Annotated in this window: 13 protein-coding genes; 8 read left to right on the top strand and 5 right to left on the bottom strand. The window is 62.5% G+C overall.

The genetic code is table 11. The annotated features are described in order from the left end of the window. Position 1 precedes the first annotated feature (1 nt). Complete coding sequence (locus tag ASD01_RS14375; RefSeq protein ID WP_034793924.1) at positions 2 to 1,327, bottom strand: sugar ABC transporter permease; 1,326 nt, start codon at positions 1,325 to 1,327, stop codon at positions 2 to 4. Between the two features lie 226 nt (positions 1,328 to 1,553). Further along, the gene (xylF, locus tag ASD01_RS14370; RefSeq protein WP_034793921.1) at positions 1,554 to 2,591 is read right to left on the bottom strand and encodes a D-xylose ABC transporter substrate-binding protein; all 1,038 of its coding nucleotides are present in this window, start codon (positions 2,589 to 2,591) and stop codon (positions 1,554 to 1,556) included. A gap of 346 nt (positions 2,592 to 2,937) precedes the next feature. On the opposite strand from xylF, the gene ASD01_RS14365 reads away from it, so the two are divergent. Both ASD01_RS14365 and ASD01_RS14360 read left to right on the top strand, forming a co-directional pair. Continuing rightward, positions 2,938 to 4,164 (top strand): ROK family transcriptional regulator, encoded by a 1,227-nt coding sequence (locus tag ASD01_RS14365; RefSeq protein ID WP_034793917.1) that lies wholly within the window; start codon positions 2,938 to 2,940, stop codon positions 4,162 to 4,164. A 116-nt stretch (positions 4,165 to 4,280) separates the two neighbouring features. Next, positions 4,281 to 6,641, top strand: a complete 2,361-nt coding sequence (locus ASD01_RS14360; RefSeq protein WP_051659297.1) for a bifunctional diguanylate cyclase/phosphodiesterase — start codon at positions 4,281 to 4,283, stop codon at positions 6,639 to 6,641. An 87-nt stretch (positions 6,642 to 6,728) separates the two neighbouring features. Here the strand turns inward: ASD01_RS14360 and iolG are convergent, their stop codons facing one another. After that, positions 6,729 to 7,721 (bottom strand): inositol 2-dehydrogenase, encoded by a 993-nt coding sequence (iolG, locus tag ASD01_RS14355; RefSeq protein ID WP_034793914.1) that lies wholly within the window; start codon positions 7,719 to 7,721, stop codon positions 6,729 to 6,731. 335 nt (positions 7,722 to 8,056) lie between these two features. On the opposite strand from iolG, the gene ASD01_RS14350 reads away from it, so the two are divergent. Beyond that, the gene (locus ASD01_RS14350; RefSeq protein ID WP_034793912.1) at positions 8,057 to 8,308 is read left to right on the top strand and encodes a hypothetical protein; all 252 of its coding nucleotides are present in this window, start codon (positions 8,057 to 8,059) and stop codon (positions 8,306 to 8,308) included. Between the two features lie 3 nt (positions 8,309 to 8,311). Here ASD01_RS14350 and ASD01_RS14345 read toward each other — a convergent pair whose 3' ends face one another. Both ASD01_RS14345 and ASD01_RS14340 read right to left on the bottom strand, forming a co-directional pair. Next, complete coding sequence (locus ASD01_RS14345) at positions 8,312 to 8,761, bottom strand: hypothetical protein (protein WP_034793909.1); 450 nt, start codon at positions 8,759 to 8,761, stop codon at positions 8,312 to 8,314. A 75-nt stretch (positions 8,762 to 8,836) separates the two neighbouring features. Further along, positions 8,837 to 9,808 (bottom strand): LysR family transcriptional regulator, encoded by a 972-nt coding sequence (locus ASD01_RS14340; protein ID WP_034793895.1) that lies wholly within the window; start codon positions 9,806 to 9,808, stop codon positions 8,837 to 8,839. A gap of 288 nt (positions 9,809 to 10,096) precedes the next feature. On the opposite strand from ASD01_RS14340, the gene chvE reads away from it, so the two are divergent. The 5 genes from chvE to ASD01_RS14315 all read left to right on the top strand — a co-directional run. After that, on the top strand, positions 10,097 to 11,164 hold the full coding sequence (gene chvE / locus ASD01_RS14335; protein WP_034793892.1) for a multiple monosaccharide ABC transporter substrate-binding protein: 1,068 nt from the start codon (positions 10,097 to 10,099) through the stop codon (positions 11,162 to 11,164). Positions 11,165 to 11,261: 97 nt separating this feature from the next. Further along, positions 11,262 to 12,797: a multiple monosaccharide ABC transporter ATP-binding protein gene (mmsA, locus tag ASD01_RS14330; protein ID WP_034793889.1), complete on the top strand. Its 1,536-nt coding sequence runs from the start codon at positions 11,262 to 11,264 to the stop codon at positions 12,795 to 12,797. After that, entirely contained in the window at positions 12,797 to 14,005 is a 1,209-nt protein-coding gene (gene mmsB, locus ASD01_RS14325; RefSeq protein WP_034793886.1) for a multiple monosaccharide ABC transporter permease, read from the top strand. Before mmsA ends, mmsB begins: the two co-directional genes overlap by 1 nt. Positions 14,006 to 14,173: 168 nt before the next feature. After that, a complete protein-coding gene (gene araD1, locus ASD01_RS14320; RefSeq protein WP_034793883.1) occupies positions 14,174 to 15,169 on the top strand; it encodes an AraD1 family protein in 996 nt (331 codons plus the stop codon). 66 nt (positions 15,170 to 15,235) lie between these two features. Then, a partial coding sequence (locus tag ASD01_RS14315; RefSeq protein ID WP_156623652.1) for an aldehyde dehydrogenase family protein occupies positions 15,236 to 15,580 on the top strand: 345 nt, incomplete at its 3' end.

Below are 15,580 nucleotides of genomic sequence, written 5' to 3'. Positions count from 1 at the left end.
CTTACTTGGCGCGGGCGCGGTAGACGGTGTCGAGCCAGACGGCGACGACGAGGACTACGCCGACGACGATGCGCTGGAACGGACTGTCGATCCCCAAGAGCACCATGCCCGACTGTAGGGATTGCATGACGAGCGCGCCGATCATGGCGCCGGCGATCGTGCCGACGCCGCCGGCAAGCGAGGTGCCGCCGATGACTGCTGCAGCAATCGTGTAGAGCTCGTCGAGTTCGCCTTGCGCGTTGGTTGCCGCATTGAGGCGGGCGGTCGAGATCGCCGCGGCGATGGCGCAGAGGATGCCCATCAGCGTGAAGATCTTGACGGTAACCCAGCGGGTCTTGATGCCGGCGAGTTCGGCCGCTTCCGGGTTGCCGCCGAGCGCAAAGACGTAGCGGCCGAAACGCAGGCGGGTGGCAATGAAGGTCATGACGATGCCGACGGCGATCGCCATCAGCACCGGAATGGCAATGCCGTGCGAGATCAGCAGACCGCCGTCCGGCCAGGCGATGCCGTTGGCGTCGGCATATTTGCGGGCGATGTTGGTCGGCCAGTAGTAGCTGTTGGCAACGGCGATCGCGCCGAGAACCAGGATACAGCCGAGGATCGCCAGGAAGTACTCCGCCCAGATCGGACGGAGCGGGAAGCGGAAGCGCTTGCGCTGCTTGCGCGAATTGAGGATGGCGGCGACGATGGCGATGCAGGCAAGGATGCCGACGATCCAGCTTGCCGTTGCGCCGATCGAGCCTTCAGTGCCGCCGCCCATCAGGCGGAAGGTGGCGTTCATCGGCGCGACCGTCTGGCCGCTGGTGACGAACCAGGTGGCGCCGCGCCAGACGAGCAGGCCGCCCAGCGTGACGATGAAGGCGGGCACGTTGAGGAAGGCGACGATCGAGCCCTGCAGCGCGCCGATGGCGGCACCGACGGCGATGCCGCTCAGAAGGGTGATGATCCAGATGGCCGGGTGTTCGAGGCCGAGATATTGCGGCAGGAACTTCGCCTGCATGACCCCCATGACCATGCCGCAGAAGCCGAGCACGGAGCCGACGGAGAGGTCGATGTTGCGGGTGACGATGATCAGCACCATGCCGGTCGCCATCACGGCGACGGAGGAGGTCTGAACCGTCAGGTTCCACAGGTTGCGCGGCGTCAGGAACAGCCCGCCGGTCATGATCTGGAAGCCGACCCAGATGATGATGAGCGCGCCGACCATGCCGAGCAGCCGGGTGTCGATCTCGGTGGCGCGGAAGAAACGTTTTACCGGGTTCTCGTCCGCTGTACGGGCGCGATTTGTCTGTGCGCCCTTTGTGTTGCCTTGTGTGATGTCGGCCATGGACGTGCCTTCCCCCCACTTATGTTGTTGATGTCATCGCGTCAGTGGCACCAAGAGCCCCAAGTGGACGCGACAAGTCCGGTACGACGGCAGAAACCGAGCCTTCGTGCTGATTGTGCGGTCGCGGTAGCGGTATTGTCCGCCGCGTCCGCACCTTGCGCAAGCGCCGCAACGGGTTGCGTTGCGGCGCTTGTCTTTTGTCAGCGCTCAGTTCTGCTGGTGCGGCTTATTTGCAGGCCGCGACGTCGCCCTTGACGCCCTGGCAGGCTTCAGCCTTGGAGATCCAGCCCGCGTCGATGACGACGTTCAGGTTGTCCTTGGTGATCGGCAGGGGAGCCAGGAAGACCGACTGCATGGCCACGCCCTTCGGGCCGCCGTTGAAGGTGGTGACGCCAGAGACTTCTTCCATCTTCTTGCCGCCGGCAAGTTCGACGGCGACTTCTGCGGCGCGCTTGCCGAGTTCACGGCTGTCTTTCCAGACCGAGACGGTCTGCGTGCCGAGAGCAACACGGTTCAGGGCCGCCTTGTCGGCGTCCTGCCCGGAGACCGGAACGGAGCCGGCCAGGCCCTGGGCGTCGAGGGCTGCGACCGCACCGCCCGCGGTGCCGTCGTTGGAAGCGACGACCGCATCGACCTTGTTGTCGTTGGCGGTCAGGAACTGCTCCATGTTCTTCTGGGCGTTTTCAGGCTTCCAGCCGTCGGTATAGGCTTCGCCGACATTCTTGATCTTGCCGGCGTCGACGGCTTCCTTCAGCACTTCCATCTGTCCGGAGAAGAGGAAGTCGGCGTTCGGGTCGGAGGACGAGCCCTTGATGAAGACATAGTTGCCTTCCGGCTTGACCTTGAACACTTCGCGGGCCTGCATGCGGCCCACTTCCTTGTTGTCGAAGGTGATGTAGAAGGCGGCCGGGTTTTCGATCAGGCGGTCATAGCCGACGACCGGAATGCCTTCGGCAGCGGCCTTTTCGATCGCCGGGCCGATGGCGTCGCTGTCCTGGGCAAGTACGATCAGTGCGTTGGCGCCCTGAGCGATCAGCGACTCGATGTCGGTCAGCTGCTTGGCGGCGGACGACTGGGCGTCAGCGGAGATGTACTTGTCGCCCGAGGCTTCGAGGGCTGCCTTGATGGCGGCTTCGTCGGTTTTCCAGCGCTCTTCCTGGAAGTTGGACCAGGATACGCCGACGACCAGGTCCTTCGCCTGGGCAACGGAATGCAGGGAAACGATGACGGCAACCCCTGCCATCAGCTTCAAAACGGTTTTCATTTCATCCTCCCGAGTGAGGGCCGGCCAAGCGTGCGAACCTCCCGCACCATCCTCCGCCAGCCTTAAGACGCTGTCGTAGATCGTGCCGCTACATTGTGCGGAATTATTTTCTCGACAGTCGAGAAAATGAATGTCATGGATTTTTGAGGCTGTCAACACGGTGCGAAAGCTTGGTTGCGGCATCAACAAGGTGCTCCGCGAGCGGTCGCGTCCGATGTTTCTCGACCGCCCTGAAAATCGGTGCCACAAGGCTGTCGACAAGGCGTTCTGCTCCTTGTCTTGCCGTTCAACAGATGCTTTGGGAGGGGCATGTGTTCGAAGGATCCGCCACTGACAGGGACGTCTCATGCTGACCAAGTCCAGCACTGAGCTCGTGCGTCAGCAAAACAGCGCGCTGGTCCTTGCGGCGCTCAGGCGCGCCGGCAATCTCTCCCATACGGAAATCTCTGCCGAGACCGGGCTTGCCTCCGCGACCGTTTCGGCGATCACGGCGGAACTGGAAAAAGCTGGTGCGCTCGCCAAGGCAGAGCAGCAGGTCCAGGGCGGGCGCGGGCGGCCGCGGGTGCTGTTCACGCCACGCCGCGATCACGGTCATCTGATCGTCGTTCGGATCTCGTCCGACATCGTGCAATATTCGCTGGTCGACTACGGCGGCACGTTGCTCGACCGCTTCGACGAAACCCGAAATCACGACGAGCGCGGTACGGCCCCTTTCGCCCGGGCATTCGTCGATGCGCTCGAGCGCCTGTTGCAGCGGTCGAGACTGGAGCGGAACCAGGTACTGGCCGTCTCTATCAGCAGCAAGGGCCTGGTCGACGGCGCGTCCGCGCGGCTCTTGTGGTCGCCGGTGTTCGGGCGGGAGGAGCTGGATTTCGCCGCGCTGCTCGCGCCGGACTGGCGGGCGAAGGTCATGCTCAGCAACGAAACCCTTCTGGTCGCGCAGGCCCTCGCCGCCCAGGCAGAGCGTAAGCCGGAGAGCGGCTTTAGGGCGCTTGCGGCGATCTCGCTCGGCCACAGCATCGGCCTTGGTGTTGCCCGCAAGAGCCAGAGCGGCGATATGGATGTCAGCGCGCCGAATTTCGGCCACATGCTGCACGCGCCGTCCGCGGGCCTTTGCCGCTGCGGCGCCTATGGCTGCATCGAGGCGGCGGCCGGGTTCTACGGCATCCTGCGCGCGGCGTTCGAAGTGCCGGCAGACACGATCCCCGCCAAGTTCGTTCCGGTGACGGAGCTCGACAAGATTGCCGCCAGCGCACGACAGGGCCACCGCATGGCCGGCTATGCCTTTCGCCAGGCCGGCATCGCGCTCGGCAACGGCATCTCGCGCATGTTGAGCCTCTACGAGCGCATGCCGGTCCATGTCACCGGACCCGGCATCCGATACTTCGATCTGATGCTGCCCGGGATCGAGGAGGGGCTTGCCCAATCGATGCAGATCCGTCTTCAGGGGCCGCCGGAAATCACGGTCGTTGCCGACGAACAGCGCCTGGTTTTCGAGGGGCACCTGGCGCGGGCGCTGGGTGTGATCGATGGCGACATCGCCAGCGTCGGCGGATCGGCGATGCACGGTTGAGGCGAATTTTCGGGCAACCATTTTTGGGGTTGTACCGAAGGCGAACAATTCCAGTGATACAATTTACAGTTATTTAGCGACTCCTTGTCAAGGTGACCCTGACGCGGGAGACGATTATGTTTTCAGTGATTGCATGCATACGCGACGATCATGACTGGCGCCTCATCCTGGTTGCCTCGATCGTCTGCCTGGCAGGCAGCGTCGCGACGATGCTGCTCCTGTTGCGCGCGCAACGAAGCGAAGGCAGCCAACGCGGTTTGTGGATCGCGGCCAGCGGTTTTGCCTGCGGTATCGGCGTCTGGTCCACCCATTTCATCGCCATGCTCGCCTATGACGGCGGCGTTCCCGTTGCCTATGGCGCCTGGGGCACGCTCCTGTCGGTGGCCGTGGCGATCGCAGCGTCCTGGATGGCCTTTGCGATCGGTCTTGGCGGGCGCTCGCATCTCTCGATGACCTGCGGTGGCCTGCTGCTCGGCGCCGGCATTGCGGCGATGCACTTTACCGGCATGCGGGCAATCGAGATCCAGGGACATATTGCCTACGATCCCCAATTCACCGTCTCCGCCGTACTCGCCGGGACGGTGCTGGCCGGTGCCGCGCTCTACGCCTTTCAGCTCTTGCGCGGCGTGCGGCGCCTGGTCGTCGCGTCGCTCCTGCTGGTCGTCGGCATCTGCGCGCTGCACTTCACCTCGATGAGCGGCATCACGCTGGTGCCCGAGGCCAATGTCGCCGTTGCCGATACCATGCATCCCGCCTGGCTTGCAGGCGGCGTCATTGCCGCTTCGACCACATTGATCGTGCTCGCCTTCGGCGCGCTCTTCCTCGACCGGCATCTGACAGATCTGCGCGGACTCGCCAATGCATCGCTCGAAGGCATGGCGATCGTCTTCGATGGCGTAATCGTGGACGCCAACGAGCGCTTCGCGGGCCTGACAGGTCGCAAGCTTTCGGAGCTTTCCGGACGGCACCCGGCAGACATCTTCGTCTTCGGCGAGGAGGGGTTGGACGCCCACAGACACGGCGACGGTCCGGGCGAAATCGACCTCTTGAACGCAGAAGGGCGCACCATTCCCGTGGAGTTCATGTGCCGGACGATCGAGTATCGCGGCCGGGAATGCGACGTGATCTTCGTGCGTGACCTGCGGGCGCGTAAGGAAGCCGAGCGCACGATCGAACATCTCGCCCATCATGACGCGCTGACGGACTTGCCGAACCGCGCCTTCTTCGACCGCAGGCTGGGCCAGACGCTGGCGGCGGCTGCTGCGAGAAACGAAGAACTGGCGATCCTCTGCCTCGACCTCGACCGCTTCAAGGCGGTCAACGATATCTTCGGCCATGGCGAGGGCGATCGCATCCTGATGAAGGTCGCCGACATCCTGCGCGCAGCCGTCGGCGAGCAGGATACGATCGCCCGGCTCGGCGGCGACGAGTTTGCGATCATCCAGGTGGGCGGCAGGGAGCCGGAGGCGGCGCGGCAGTTGACGGACCGGATCCTGGCGCTGTTTGCTGCCGAGATGGACACCAATCGTGACCCGACCGCCGTCGGCGTCAGCATCGGGGCTGCGATCTTTCCGGCAGACGGGCAGACGGCGGATCAGTTGCGCAACAATGCCGACACGGCGCTCTACCGCGCCAAGCAGAGCGGCAAGGGCATCGCCTGCTTCTTCGACCGGGAGATGGACGAGGCGGTACGCACCCGCCGCCAGATCGAAAACGACCTGCGCCATGCGGTGCTCCGCCGACAATTCTTCCTCGAATACCAGCCACTGGTCGAAGTCCAGAGCGACCGGATCATCGGCTACGAAGCGCTGCTGCGCTGGGAGCATCCGCAGCGCGGGTTGATCGGCCCGGATGTCTTTATCCCGATTGCCGAGGAGAGCGGCTCGATCATCCAGATCGGCGAATGGGTGCTGGAGCGGGCCTGCACGGAAGCGGCGAAGTGGAACGAGCCCCTGCCGATTTCCGTCAACATTTCGCCGGTCCAGTTCCTTTTGCCCAACCTCTTCGACCAGGTTGCGAACATCCTGCGCCGCACCGGCCTTAATCCCTGGCGGCTCGAACTTGAGATCACCGAGGCGGCGCTGATGCACAATCGCGAGGACGTGCTGGCAGTGTTGGTGCGGCTACGGGTCCTTGGTGTGCGGATTGTCATGGACGATTTCGGCACCGGCCATTCGTCGCTGAGCAACCTTCAGACGTTCCCCTTCGACAAGCTGAAGATCGACTGCAGCTTCACCGCGGCGCTGGAAAAGGACCCTTCGGCGCAGGCGATCGTCCGGGCGATCATCGCGCTTGGCCACAGCCTTAGGCTCGCGGTCGTGACCGAGGGCGTCGAAACCGAACGGCAAAGACAAATCCTCGCGGAGGAGGGATGCCTGCAGATACAGGGCTTTCTCTCCGGTCGGCCGGGTGCGGCGCCCAGCACCGGCCAGGAAACCGCGCGCCGGGAGAAGGTGCCAGCGCGCGCCGACGGTTGAAACGGCCGCGGCCGGGCAGTGCGGATACGAAAAAGGCCGGGCACATGGCGCCCGGCCTTTCTCCTTGATCGGTCGTCGGTTGAAGGCTCAGGCGACGCTGATCTGGCGCTTTTCGACGACGGACTTTACAGCCGCATCGGCAAGCGCGAGAGCCGCGAGACCATCCTTGCCGGACGGCGTGATTTCCGCACCCTTTTCGATCGCGGCGATGAAGCTCTCGATCTCGTTGGCATAGGCTTCGGTATAGCGGGTCATGAAGAAATCATGCAGCGGCGGGCGGGTGTAGCCGTCGCCATTGGCGATCTCGATCGAGACCGGGCGCTGGTTCTCGGCGGAAGCCACGCCCTTCGAGCCGTGGACTTCGATGCGCTGGTCGTAGCCGTAGGTGGCGCGTCGGGAGTTGGAGATGATCGCCTGCTTGCCGGACGCCGTCTGCAGGATGACCGAAACGCTGTCGTAGTCGCCGGCTTCGCCGATCGCCTTGTCGACGAGAACGGCAGCGGTTGCCGTCACCGAGACCGGCTCTTCGCCGAGTAGGAAGCGGGCCATGTCGAAGTCGTGGATGGTCATGTCGCGGAAGATGCCGCCCGAACGCTTGATATAGTCGACCGGCGGGGCGCCCGGATCGCGCGAGGTGATCGTCACCATTTCGACATCGCCGATCTTGCCGGCGTCGATCGCCTTCTTCACGGCCATGAAATGCGGGTCGAAGCGGCGGTTGAAGCCGACCATCAGCTTGGCCTTGGTCTCGCTCACGACCTTGAGGCAGGCCTTCACGCGCTCGGCGTCGAGATCGACGGGCTTCTCGCAGAAGATCGCCTTGCCGGCGCGGGCGAAGCGTTCGATCAGGTCGGCATGGGTATCAGTCGGCGTGCAGATGACGACGGCGTCGATGTCCTTCGCCGCTTCGATCGCTTCTATGGTGCGGACCTCGCAGCCATACTGCTTGGCGATGGCATCGGCGGCGGCGGGGAAGGCATCGGCGACGGCAACAAGCACAGCGTCGGGATTGCCGCTGACGGCTTTCGCATGAACCTTGCCGATGCGGCCGGCGCCCAGAAGACCAAATCTGACTGTCATCTCTGTTTCTCTCGAATTCCGGTTCGCGACCGGGAAGGGGCGTGATGATCGGCGCTCATCGCGCAAAGGCGCCGCGGAACGCTGCTTCCGCGAATGGTTTGGAGAATTGCCACGAATGACCGCGCGTTGGAACGCTGCGCTCAGCACCTCTCCCTTGATACCTCCGTTTCTACTCGGCCACTTCCTATTTAGAATGAAGTCGCCGATGTAGATTATTTCGGAATTTTTATTCCATTTTTATTGCGCCCGTCAAGGGAGTCGGAGGCCATGGCCTTGCCGTCCGCGACGAATTTCCCCTAAATGGGACGCACGCGACAAGGCCACCAGAGGACAGAATGCTCAAATTCATCGATCCGGACCATCCCTTCTACCGCCCACTGTGGATCCGTCTGCTGATCGTGGGCTTCTGCGGCGTCTGGACAGTGGTCGAATTCCTGGGCGAGCAAACGATGTGGGGGATGATTTTCCTCGCGGTCACCGCCTATGCCTCGGCGGCTCTCTTGGTTTTCTACAAGCCGAGCGAGAAGGGCGTTGAGAAAGCTGGGGACGAGGGGCAAGGCAAGGGCGACGGGAGCGACGCTGGCTGAGGTTCACGGCGCCGGGGTGATGGCGCGCATCTGCTTTGCGGCTTCGTCGATCAGCATGTTGGCGAGTTTCATGCGCACGGTGGCATTGGCGCGAAACGCGGCCGGCAGACGGTCCGGATGGTTCAGGGCCGCGAAGGCCCGGCGCTTTGCCGCAAGCGTCATTTGTGTTTCGTGGTCGACAAGGGCCAGTTCCTCGGCCACGTCGGCAAGGGTCGTACGGCTGAGATAGTCCGGCATGACCGGTGGAGGTGGCGGCTCCACGAAGGACGCATCGAGATAGGCCCGCTCGACGGCGCCGAAGGCAGCCGAGCGGGCGCTTTCGGCAGCAAAGGCGTTGTCGAATGCCGGGGCGTAAGGCGTGGCGACGCGCGTCGCTTCAGCCGGTGCCGGTTCGATATCCTCTTCCGATTTCAGCCGCTCGAGCACCGACTGAAAGACTGACATTCCAAACATGACGTCTCCGATCGCGGCGCACCATGGCAGGCGGAGATTATCCCGGGCTGATCAGACTGATCATGCCAGGGCTGATCAGGCGCGGCCCTGCTTGAGGATCAGGTCGTAGAGCAGCTTGGCGCTCGGCGGCAGCGCGCGTCCCTCGGCAGTGATCAGCCCATAGGGTTTGATTCGGATCGGGATTTCGGTCTTCAGGATGCGGATTTCGCCGGCCGGCGTACCGTTGCCGGCAATCAGGTTGGCGACGTCGAGTGCCACAGGTGCAATTGCGTTGGTGTTGCGCACCATCGACAGCGTCAGGATGATCGAGGAGGTGTTGATCACGGTCGCCGGCAGTCTCACCCCGGCCGCCACGAAGCTGTCTTCGACCGCGCGTCTCAGAAGGGTGCCGGGCGGCTGGAATACCCAGTCATAGGAGGGCAAGTCCTCGGCGACGACCATGGGCTTGTCGAGCAGCGGATGGCCGTCGCGCACGATCAGGCAAACCTCCTCGTAGCCGATCTCCACCATGTTGAAGAGCCGCGGCGGCTGGTCGTCGGGGATGCGGCCGATGATGAAATCGTGGCGGGCGGCGAGCAGTTCCCTTGCCAGCACGTTGCTGTTTTCGATCTGGACGTTGATCTCGATGCCGGGATAGGCGGTCATCACCTGACGGATGGCGGGCACGGCGAGATTGAGCGCCGGGCCGGTGACCGAGCCGAGCGAAACCGAGCCGCCGCTGCCGGTCTTCAACTCGTTGATCTCGCGCGATGCCTCCCGGAGTTCCAGAAAGATGCTGCGCGCGCGTCGCGCCAGCGCTTCGCCATAGGGCGTCAACAGGACACCGCGGGCAACGCGTTCGCAGACCGGCGCCTTCAGCATGGTCTCGATTTCCGAGAGCATGCGCGAGGCCGCCGGTTGCGAGATGCCGAGGGCGTCAGCGGCTGCGCTGATGCGGCGGTGATCGTCGATCGCGAGAATCAGCCGGAGGTGGCTGATCTTCAGGCCCGAGCGGAAAAGCGTCGAATCGAAGAGTTCGCCGGCGGTGCTCGGTTTCTGATCGCGCATTTCAACCTCTGCGTTTTTTTCTTTGGTTTTCAGGGATTTTCAAAAATCACACTGTTTGCGCTCGATATATCACTTTTGGTATGTATTCAAAGCAAAATTGTATTTGACAGTTATATGGTTTCATTCCAGTTTTTGCTTATGTGCCAGCGCATGTAGGAGCATGCGAGGCGGGGAGGCCTCTCCTTCACCTTGATCCGCTGCCGGAGACGAAGATCTCGGGCGGCGGATTGCTGCGCATAGACGGAAAGGCTCTCGCCTGCCGGCTTCAACTTTTTTGGGAGAGAACTGATGAAATTGATGACTTCGCTTCTCGCAGCCGCCGCGATTTCGATCGCGTCCTTCGCTGCACCGGCATTTGCGCAGGACAAGGGCACGGTCGGCATTTCCATGCCGACGAAGACGTCGACCCGCTGGATTTCCGACGGCGAGACCATGGAGAAGCTGTTCAAGGAAGCTGGTTACACGCCGGACCTGCAGTTTGCTGACGACGACATCCCGAACCAGCTCGCCCAGATCGAGAACATGGTGACCAAGGGCGCCAAGGTTCTCGTCATCGGCGCCATCGACGGCACCACGCTCTCCGACATCCTGCAGAAGGCCCACGACGCCGGCGTCAAGGTCATCGCCTATGACCGCCTGATCCGCGACTCGGGCAATGTCGACTACTACGCCACCTTCGACAACTTCCAGGTCGGCGTGCAGCAGGCCACGTCGCTGGTCCAGGGCCTCAAGCTCGACGGCGCAACCGAGCCGAAGAACATCGAGCTGTTCGGTGGTTCGCCGGACGATAACAACGCCTTCTTCTTCTACGACGGCGCGATGTCGGTCCTGCAGCCGCTGATCGACAGCAAGAAGATCGTCGTCAAGTCCGGCCAGAAGGGCATGGACCAGGTCGGCACGCTGCGTTGGGACGGTGCCGTGGCCCAGGCCCGCATGGAAAACCTGCTGTCGTCGAACTACACCGACGCCAAGGTCGATGGCGTTCTGTCGCCCTATGACGGCCTGTCGATCGGCATCATTTCGGCGCTGAAGGGCGTCGGCTACGGTTCGGGCGACATGGCAATGCCTGCCGTCACCGGCCAGGACGCCGAACTGCCGTCGGTCAAGTCGATCCTTGCCGGCGAACAGTATTCGTCGATCTTCAAGGACACGCGCGAACTCGCCAAGGTCACCGTCGGCATGGTCAACGCGATCATGGAAGGCAAGGAGCCGGAAGTGAACGACACCAAGACCTATGACAACGGCGTCAAGGTGGTTCCGTCCTACCTGCTGAAGCCGGTTGCCGTCGACAAGTCCAACATCAAGGACGTGCTCGTCAGCTCGGGCTACTACACCGAAGACCAGATCAACAACTGATCTTTTTGAGCGTGAGGGCCCGTGCATGCGCGCGGGCCCTTTTATCCAGATGACGGAGCCGGTACTCTCTTGAAGACTGCCGCTGGAATGACTGAACATGGACAATATCATTCTTGAAATGCGGGGCATCACCAAGACGTTCCCGGGCGTCAAGGCGCTGGACAATGTCAGCTTCAAGGTCCGCGAAGGCGAGATCCACGCACTCGTCGGCGAAAACGGCGCCGGCAAGTCGACGCTGATGAAGGTGCTGAGCGGCGTCTATCCCGCCGGCACCTATGATGGCGAAATCCACTATGGCGGCGAAGCCCGCCGCTTCTCGACGATTTCCGACAGCGAAGACCTCGGCATCATCATCATCCACCAGGAACTGGCGCTGGTGCCGCTGCTGTCGATCGCCGAGAACATCTTCCTCGGCAACGAGATCGCCAGCAACGGTGTGATTCACTGGCCGCAGACCTTTGCCCGTACGCAGGAACTGCTGAAGAAGGTTGGCTTGAGCGAATCCCCGGCGACGTTGATCACCGACATCGGTGTCGGCAAGCAGCAACTGGTCGAGATCGCCAAGGCGCTTTCGAAGAAGGTGCGGCTGTTGATCCTTGACGAGCCGACCGCCTCGCTCAACGAAACCGATTCCGATGCGCTTTTGAAGCTGCTGATGGAGTTTCGCACCCAGGGCATGACCTCGATCATCATTTCGCACAAGCTGAACGAGATCCGCAAGGTCGCCGACCAGATCACCATCCTGCGCGACGGCGGCACGGTCGAAACGCTCGACTGTCACAGCGAAGACATTGGCGAAGACCGGATCATCAAGGGCATGGTCGGCCGCGCCATGGAAGACCGTTATCCGCCGCGCGAACCGAAGATCGGCGAGACGCTGCTCGAAGTGAAGAACTGGAACGTCTTCCACCAGCAGCACCGCGACCGGCAGTTCCTGCACGACGTCAATTTCACCGTGCGCGCCGGCGAGGTCGTCGGCATCGCCGGGTTGATGGGGGCAGGGCGCACCGAAACGGCGATGAGCCTCTTCGGCAAGTCCTGGGGCCACAAGATCACCGGCGACGTGACGATGCGCGGCAAGCCCGTCGACGTCAGCACCATTCCGCGTGCGATCGATGCGGGGCTCGCCTATGTCACCGAGGACCGCAAGCAGCTCGGGCTCGTGCTGATCAACAACATCAAGGAGAACACAACGCTCTCCAATCTGAAGGCGGTGGCCGCGAACGGCGTCATCGACGATCGCAAGGAAGCGAAGGTCGCCTCCGACTATCGCTCGAAGCTGCGCATCCGTTCGCACTCGATCTATCAGGAAACGGTCAACCTTTCGGGCGGCAACCAGCAGAAGGTCGTCTTGTCCAAATGGCTGTTCACCAATCCGGAAGTTCTCATTCTCGACGAGCCGACACGCGGTATCGATATCGGCGCGAAGTATGAGATCTACACCATCATCAACCAGCTTGCCGCCGAGGGTAAGGGCATCCTGATGATCTCATCGGAAATGCCGGAGCTGCTTGGAACCTGCGATCGCATCTACGTCATGAACGAGGGCCGCATCGTCGCGGAGCTTTCGAAGGCGGAAGCGAGCCAGGAATCCATCATGCGTGCCATCATGCGTTCAGGGGAGAAACACTAATGGTCGCCGATACGAGCACCCAAAACAACAAGCCCTCGATCGGGGACTATCTCAAGAACAACATCCGCGAATACGGCCTGCTCGTCGCGCTCGTGGTGATCATGCTGTTCTTCCAGTTCGTCACCAACGGCGTGCTGTTCAAGCCGGTCAACATCACCAACCTGGTGCTGCAGAACTCCTTCATCGTCATCATGGCGCTCGGCATGCTGCTGATCATCGTTGCCGGGCATATCGACCTGTCGGTCGGCTCGATCGTCGCCTTCATCGGCGCGATCTCAGCGATCATGCTGGTCAAATGGGGCTTGCCCGCCATTATCGTCATTCCCGCCTGTCTGATCGTTGGCGGCGTCATGGGGGCGGCCCAGGGCTATTGGGTTGCCTACCAGAAGATCCCATCCTTCATCGTGACGCTGGCCGGCATGCTGGTGTTCCGCGGGCTCACCTATGTGGTGCTCGGCGGCCGCCCGATCGGTCCGTTCCCGAAGGAATTCCAGCTGCTGTCGACCGGCTTCGTTCCGGATTTCCTCTATTTCCTCAATCCGGCGCCCGAGACCATTCAGAACATGGTGGCGCTCGTCGCCGTCATCGCGCTCGTCGGCTACGCGATCTACGCGGGCATTCGTGACCGCAAGATCAACGAGCAGCACGGCACGGAGAACGAGCCGTTCATTTTCTTCGCCGTGCAGATGGCTGTCATCGCTGCCGTGGCGCTGTTCATCGGCTTCCAGCTTGCGACCTATCGCGGCCTGCCGAACGTGCTGATCGCCATGGCCGTGCTGATTGCGCTCTATACCTTCGTCACCACGCGCTCGACGATCGGTCGCCGCATCTATGCCATGGGCGGCAACGTCAAGGCGACCAAGCTTTCGGGCATCAACACCGAGCGGCTGACCTTCTACACCTTCGTCAACATGGGCGTGCTTGCGGCACTCGCCGGCATGATCATCACCGCTCGCCTCAATTCGGCAACGCCGAAGGCCGGCGTCGGTTTCGAGCTCGACGTCATTGCGGCCTGCTTTATCGGCGGTGCCTCGGCGTCGGGCGGTGTAGGCAAGATCATCGGGGCCGTCATCGGCGCCTTCATCATGGGCGTGATGAACAACGGCATGTCGATCATGGGCATCGGCATCGATTACCAGCAGTTGATCAAGGGCCTCGTGCTGCTCGCTGCCGTGTTCTTCGATGTCTACAACAAGAACAAGGGTTGAGCGGAAAGCCATAAGACCCGACGCGAACCAGTAACATTCACCGGCAGCCACAGCTGCCAGGATCGGCGGATTGGTCCGCCGGAATTGGGTGGCGAAAGCCACCCACGGGGACGCTTTTGCCTTGAAGAGGCGAACACAGCGACCCAAGACGATAGGAAGGATAGCATCGTGCTGATTTCGCAGATCAGGAACGAAGACGGGTCGATCACGGTGGCGGTACGGCTGCCGGGTGAGGCGGCGCATGCGGTGAACGGCGCGACAAGCGTCTATGCGCTGGCGGTGGAAGCGGCCAATGCCGGATGGAGCCTGAAGCAGACGATCGAGGCCAAGGGGCTCGGCGCCGCCGTCGACCTCGAAAAGGCCTATGCGGAGGGGCGCTTCCTGCCGCCGATCACTCATCCGGATCCGGCACACCTGCACCTGACCGGCACGGGTCTCACCCATCTCGGCTCCGCCGCAACCCGCGACGCCATGCACAAGAAGACGAGCGAGGCGGCCGAGGAAACCCTGACCGACTCGATGAAGATGTTCCGCATGGGGCTCGAAGGCGGCAAGCCGAAGGCCGGCGAAACAGGCGTGCAGCCGGAATGGTTCTACAAGGGCAACGGCACCTCCGCCGTGGCGCCGGGTGATGCGCTCGTTTCGCCCGCCTTTGCCGAGGATGGTGGCGAAGAGCCGGAAATGGCCGGCATCTACGTGATCTCCGACGAGGGCGTGCCGTTCCGCATCGGTTTTGCCGTTGCCAACGAATTCTCCGACCACAAGACCGAGAGGGTCAACTATCTCTGGCTCGCGCATTCGAAGCTGCGCCAGGCGAGCTTCGGTCCGGAGATCCGCATCGGTGTCGCACCGGAGGACATTCGCGGCATGTCGCGTATCCTGCGTGGTGGCAAGGTGCTGTGGGAAAAGCCGTTCCTGTCGGGCGAAGCCAACATGTCGCACAGCTTTGCCAATCTCGAGCATCACCATTTCAAGTATGGCTTGTTCCGCCAGCCGGGCGACATCCACGTGCACATGTTCGGCACGGCGACGCTGTCCTTCGGTGATGGCATCCGCACCGAGGAAGGTGACGTGTTTGAGATCGAGGCCGATGGTTTTGGCCTTCCGCTCCGCAACGCTCTCGCGATCGCAGCTGACGAAGAGGTCGCGATCCGCCAGCTCTGACACATCTCCTAAGCGCGACCGTTCGCGAGGGACGGTCATGCGCATCTATGAAGGAGGCCTGAGGCCATGACTTTGCACCAGAACCTGATAGCCGGCGAATGGGTCGGCGGTGACGGGGTTGCCAACATCAACCCGTCCGATACCAACGACGTGGTCGGCGAATACGCCCGCGCGTCAGCCGAGGATGCGCGTTTGGCGATCGCGGCTGCGAAGGCGGCGTTTCCGGCCTGGTCGCGCTCCGGTATTCTCGAGCGCCACGCGATCCTGAGGAAGACCGCCGACGAGATCCTTGCGCGCAAGGACGAACTCGGAAAGCTCTTGTCGCGTGAGGAAGGCAAGACCTTGGCCGAAGGCATCGGCGAGACGGTGCGCGCCGGCCAGATCTTCGACTTCTTCGCCGGCGAGTGCCTG

Origin of the sequence: Ensifer sp. Root423 (genome assembly GCF_001426275.1) — a bacterium.
GTDB classification, from domain to species: Bacteria; Pseudomonadota; Alphaproteobacteria; order Rhizobiales; family Rhizobiaceae; genus Ensifer; species Ensifer adhaerens.
This window is presented reverse-complemented; position numbering and strand designations above follow the sequence as displayed.

What these genes read in the sequence shown, in the direction of transcription:
- ASD01_RS14360 (WP_051659297.1), top strand. Translation starts at nt 4,281, where the DNA reads ATGTTTTCAGTGATTGCATGCATACGCGACGATCATGACTGGCGCCTC.
- ASD01_RS14345 (WP_034793909.1), bottom strand. Translation starts at nt 8,761, where the DNA reads ATGTTTGGAATGTCAGTCTTTCAGTCGGTGCTCGAGCGGCTGAAATCG.
- ASD01_RS14365 (WP_034793917.1), top strand. Translation starts at nt 2,938, where the DNA reads ATGCTGACCAAGTCCAGCACTGAGCTCGTGCGTCAGCAAAACAGCGCG.
- ASD01_RS14375 (WP_034793924.1), bottom strand. Translation starts at nt 1,327, where the DNA reads ATGGCCGACATCACACAAGGCAACACAAAGGGCGCACAGACAAATCGC.
- mmsA (WP_034793889.1), top strand. Translation starts at nt 11,262, where the DNA reads ATGGACAATATCATTCTTGAAATGCGGGGCATCACCAAGACGTTCCCG.
- xylF (WP_034793921.1), bottom strand. Translation starts at nt 2,591, where the DNA reads ATGAAAACCGTTTTGAAGCTGATGGCAGGGGTTGCCGTCATCGTTTCC.
- mmsB (WP_034793886.1), top strand. Translation starts at nt 12,797, where the DNA reads ATGGTCGCCGATACGAGCACCCAAAACAACAAGCCCTCGATCGGGGAC.
- iolG (WP_034793914.1), bottom strand. Translation starts at nt 7,721, where the DNA reads ATGACAGTCAGATTTGGTCTTCTGGGCGCCGGCCGCATCGGCAAGGTT.
- ASD01_RS14350 (WP_034793912.1), top strand. Translation starts at nt 8,057, where the DNA reads ATGCTCAAATTCATCGATCCGGACCATCCCTTCTACCGCCCACTGTGG.
- chvE (WP_034793892.1), top strand. Translation starts at nt 10,097, where the DNA reads ATGAAATTGATGACTTCGCTTCTCGCAGCCGCCGCGATTTCGATCGCG.
- ASD01_RS14340 (WP_034793895.1), bottom strand. Translation starts at nt 9,808, where the DNA reads ATGCGCGATCAGAAACCGAGCACCGCCGGCGAACTCTTCGATTCGACG.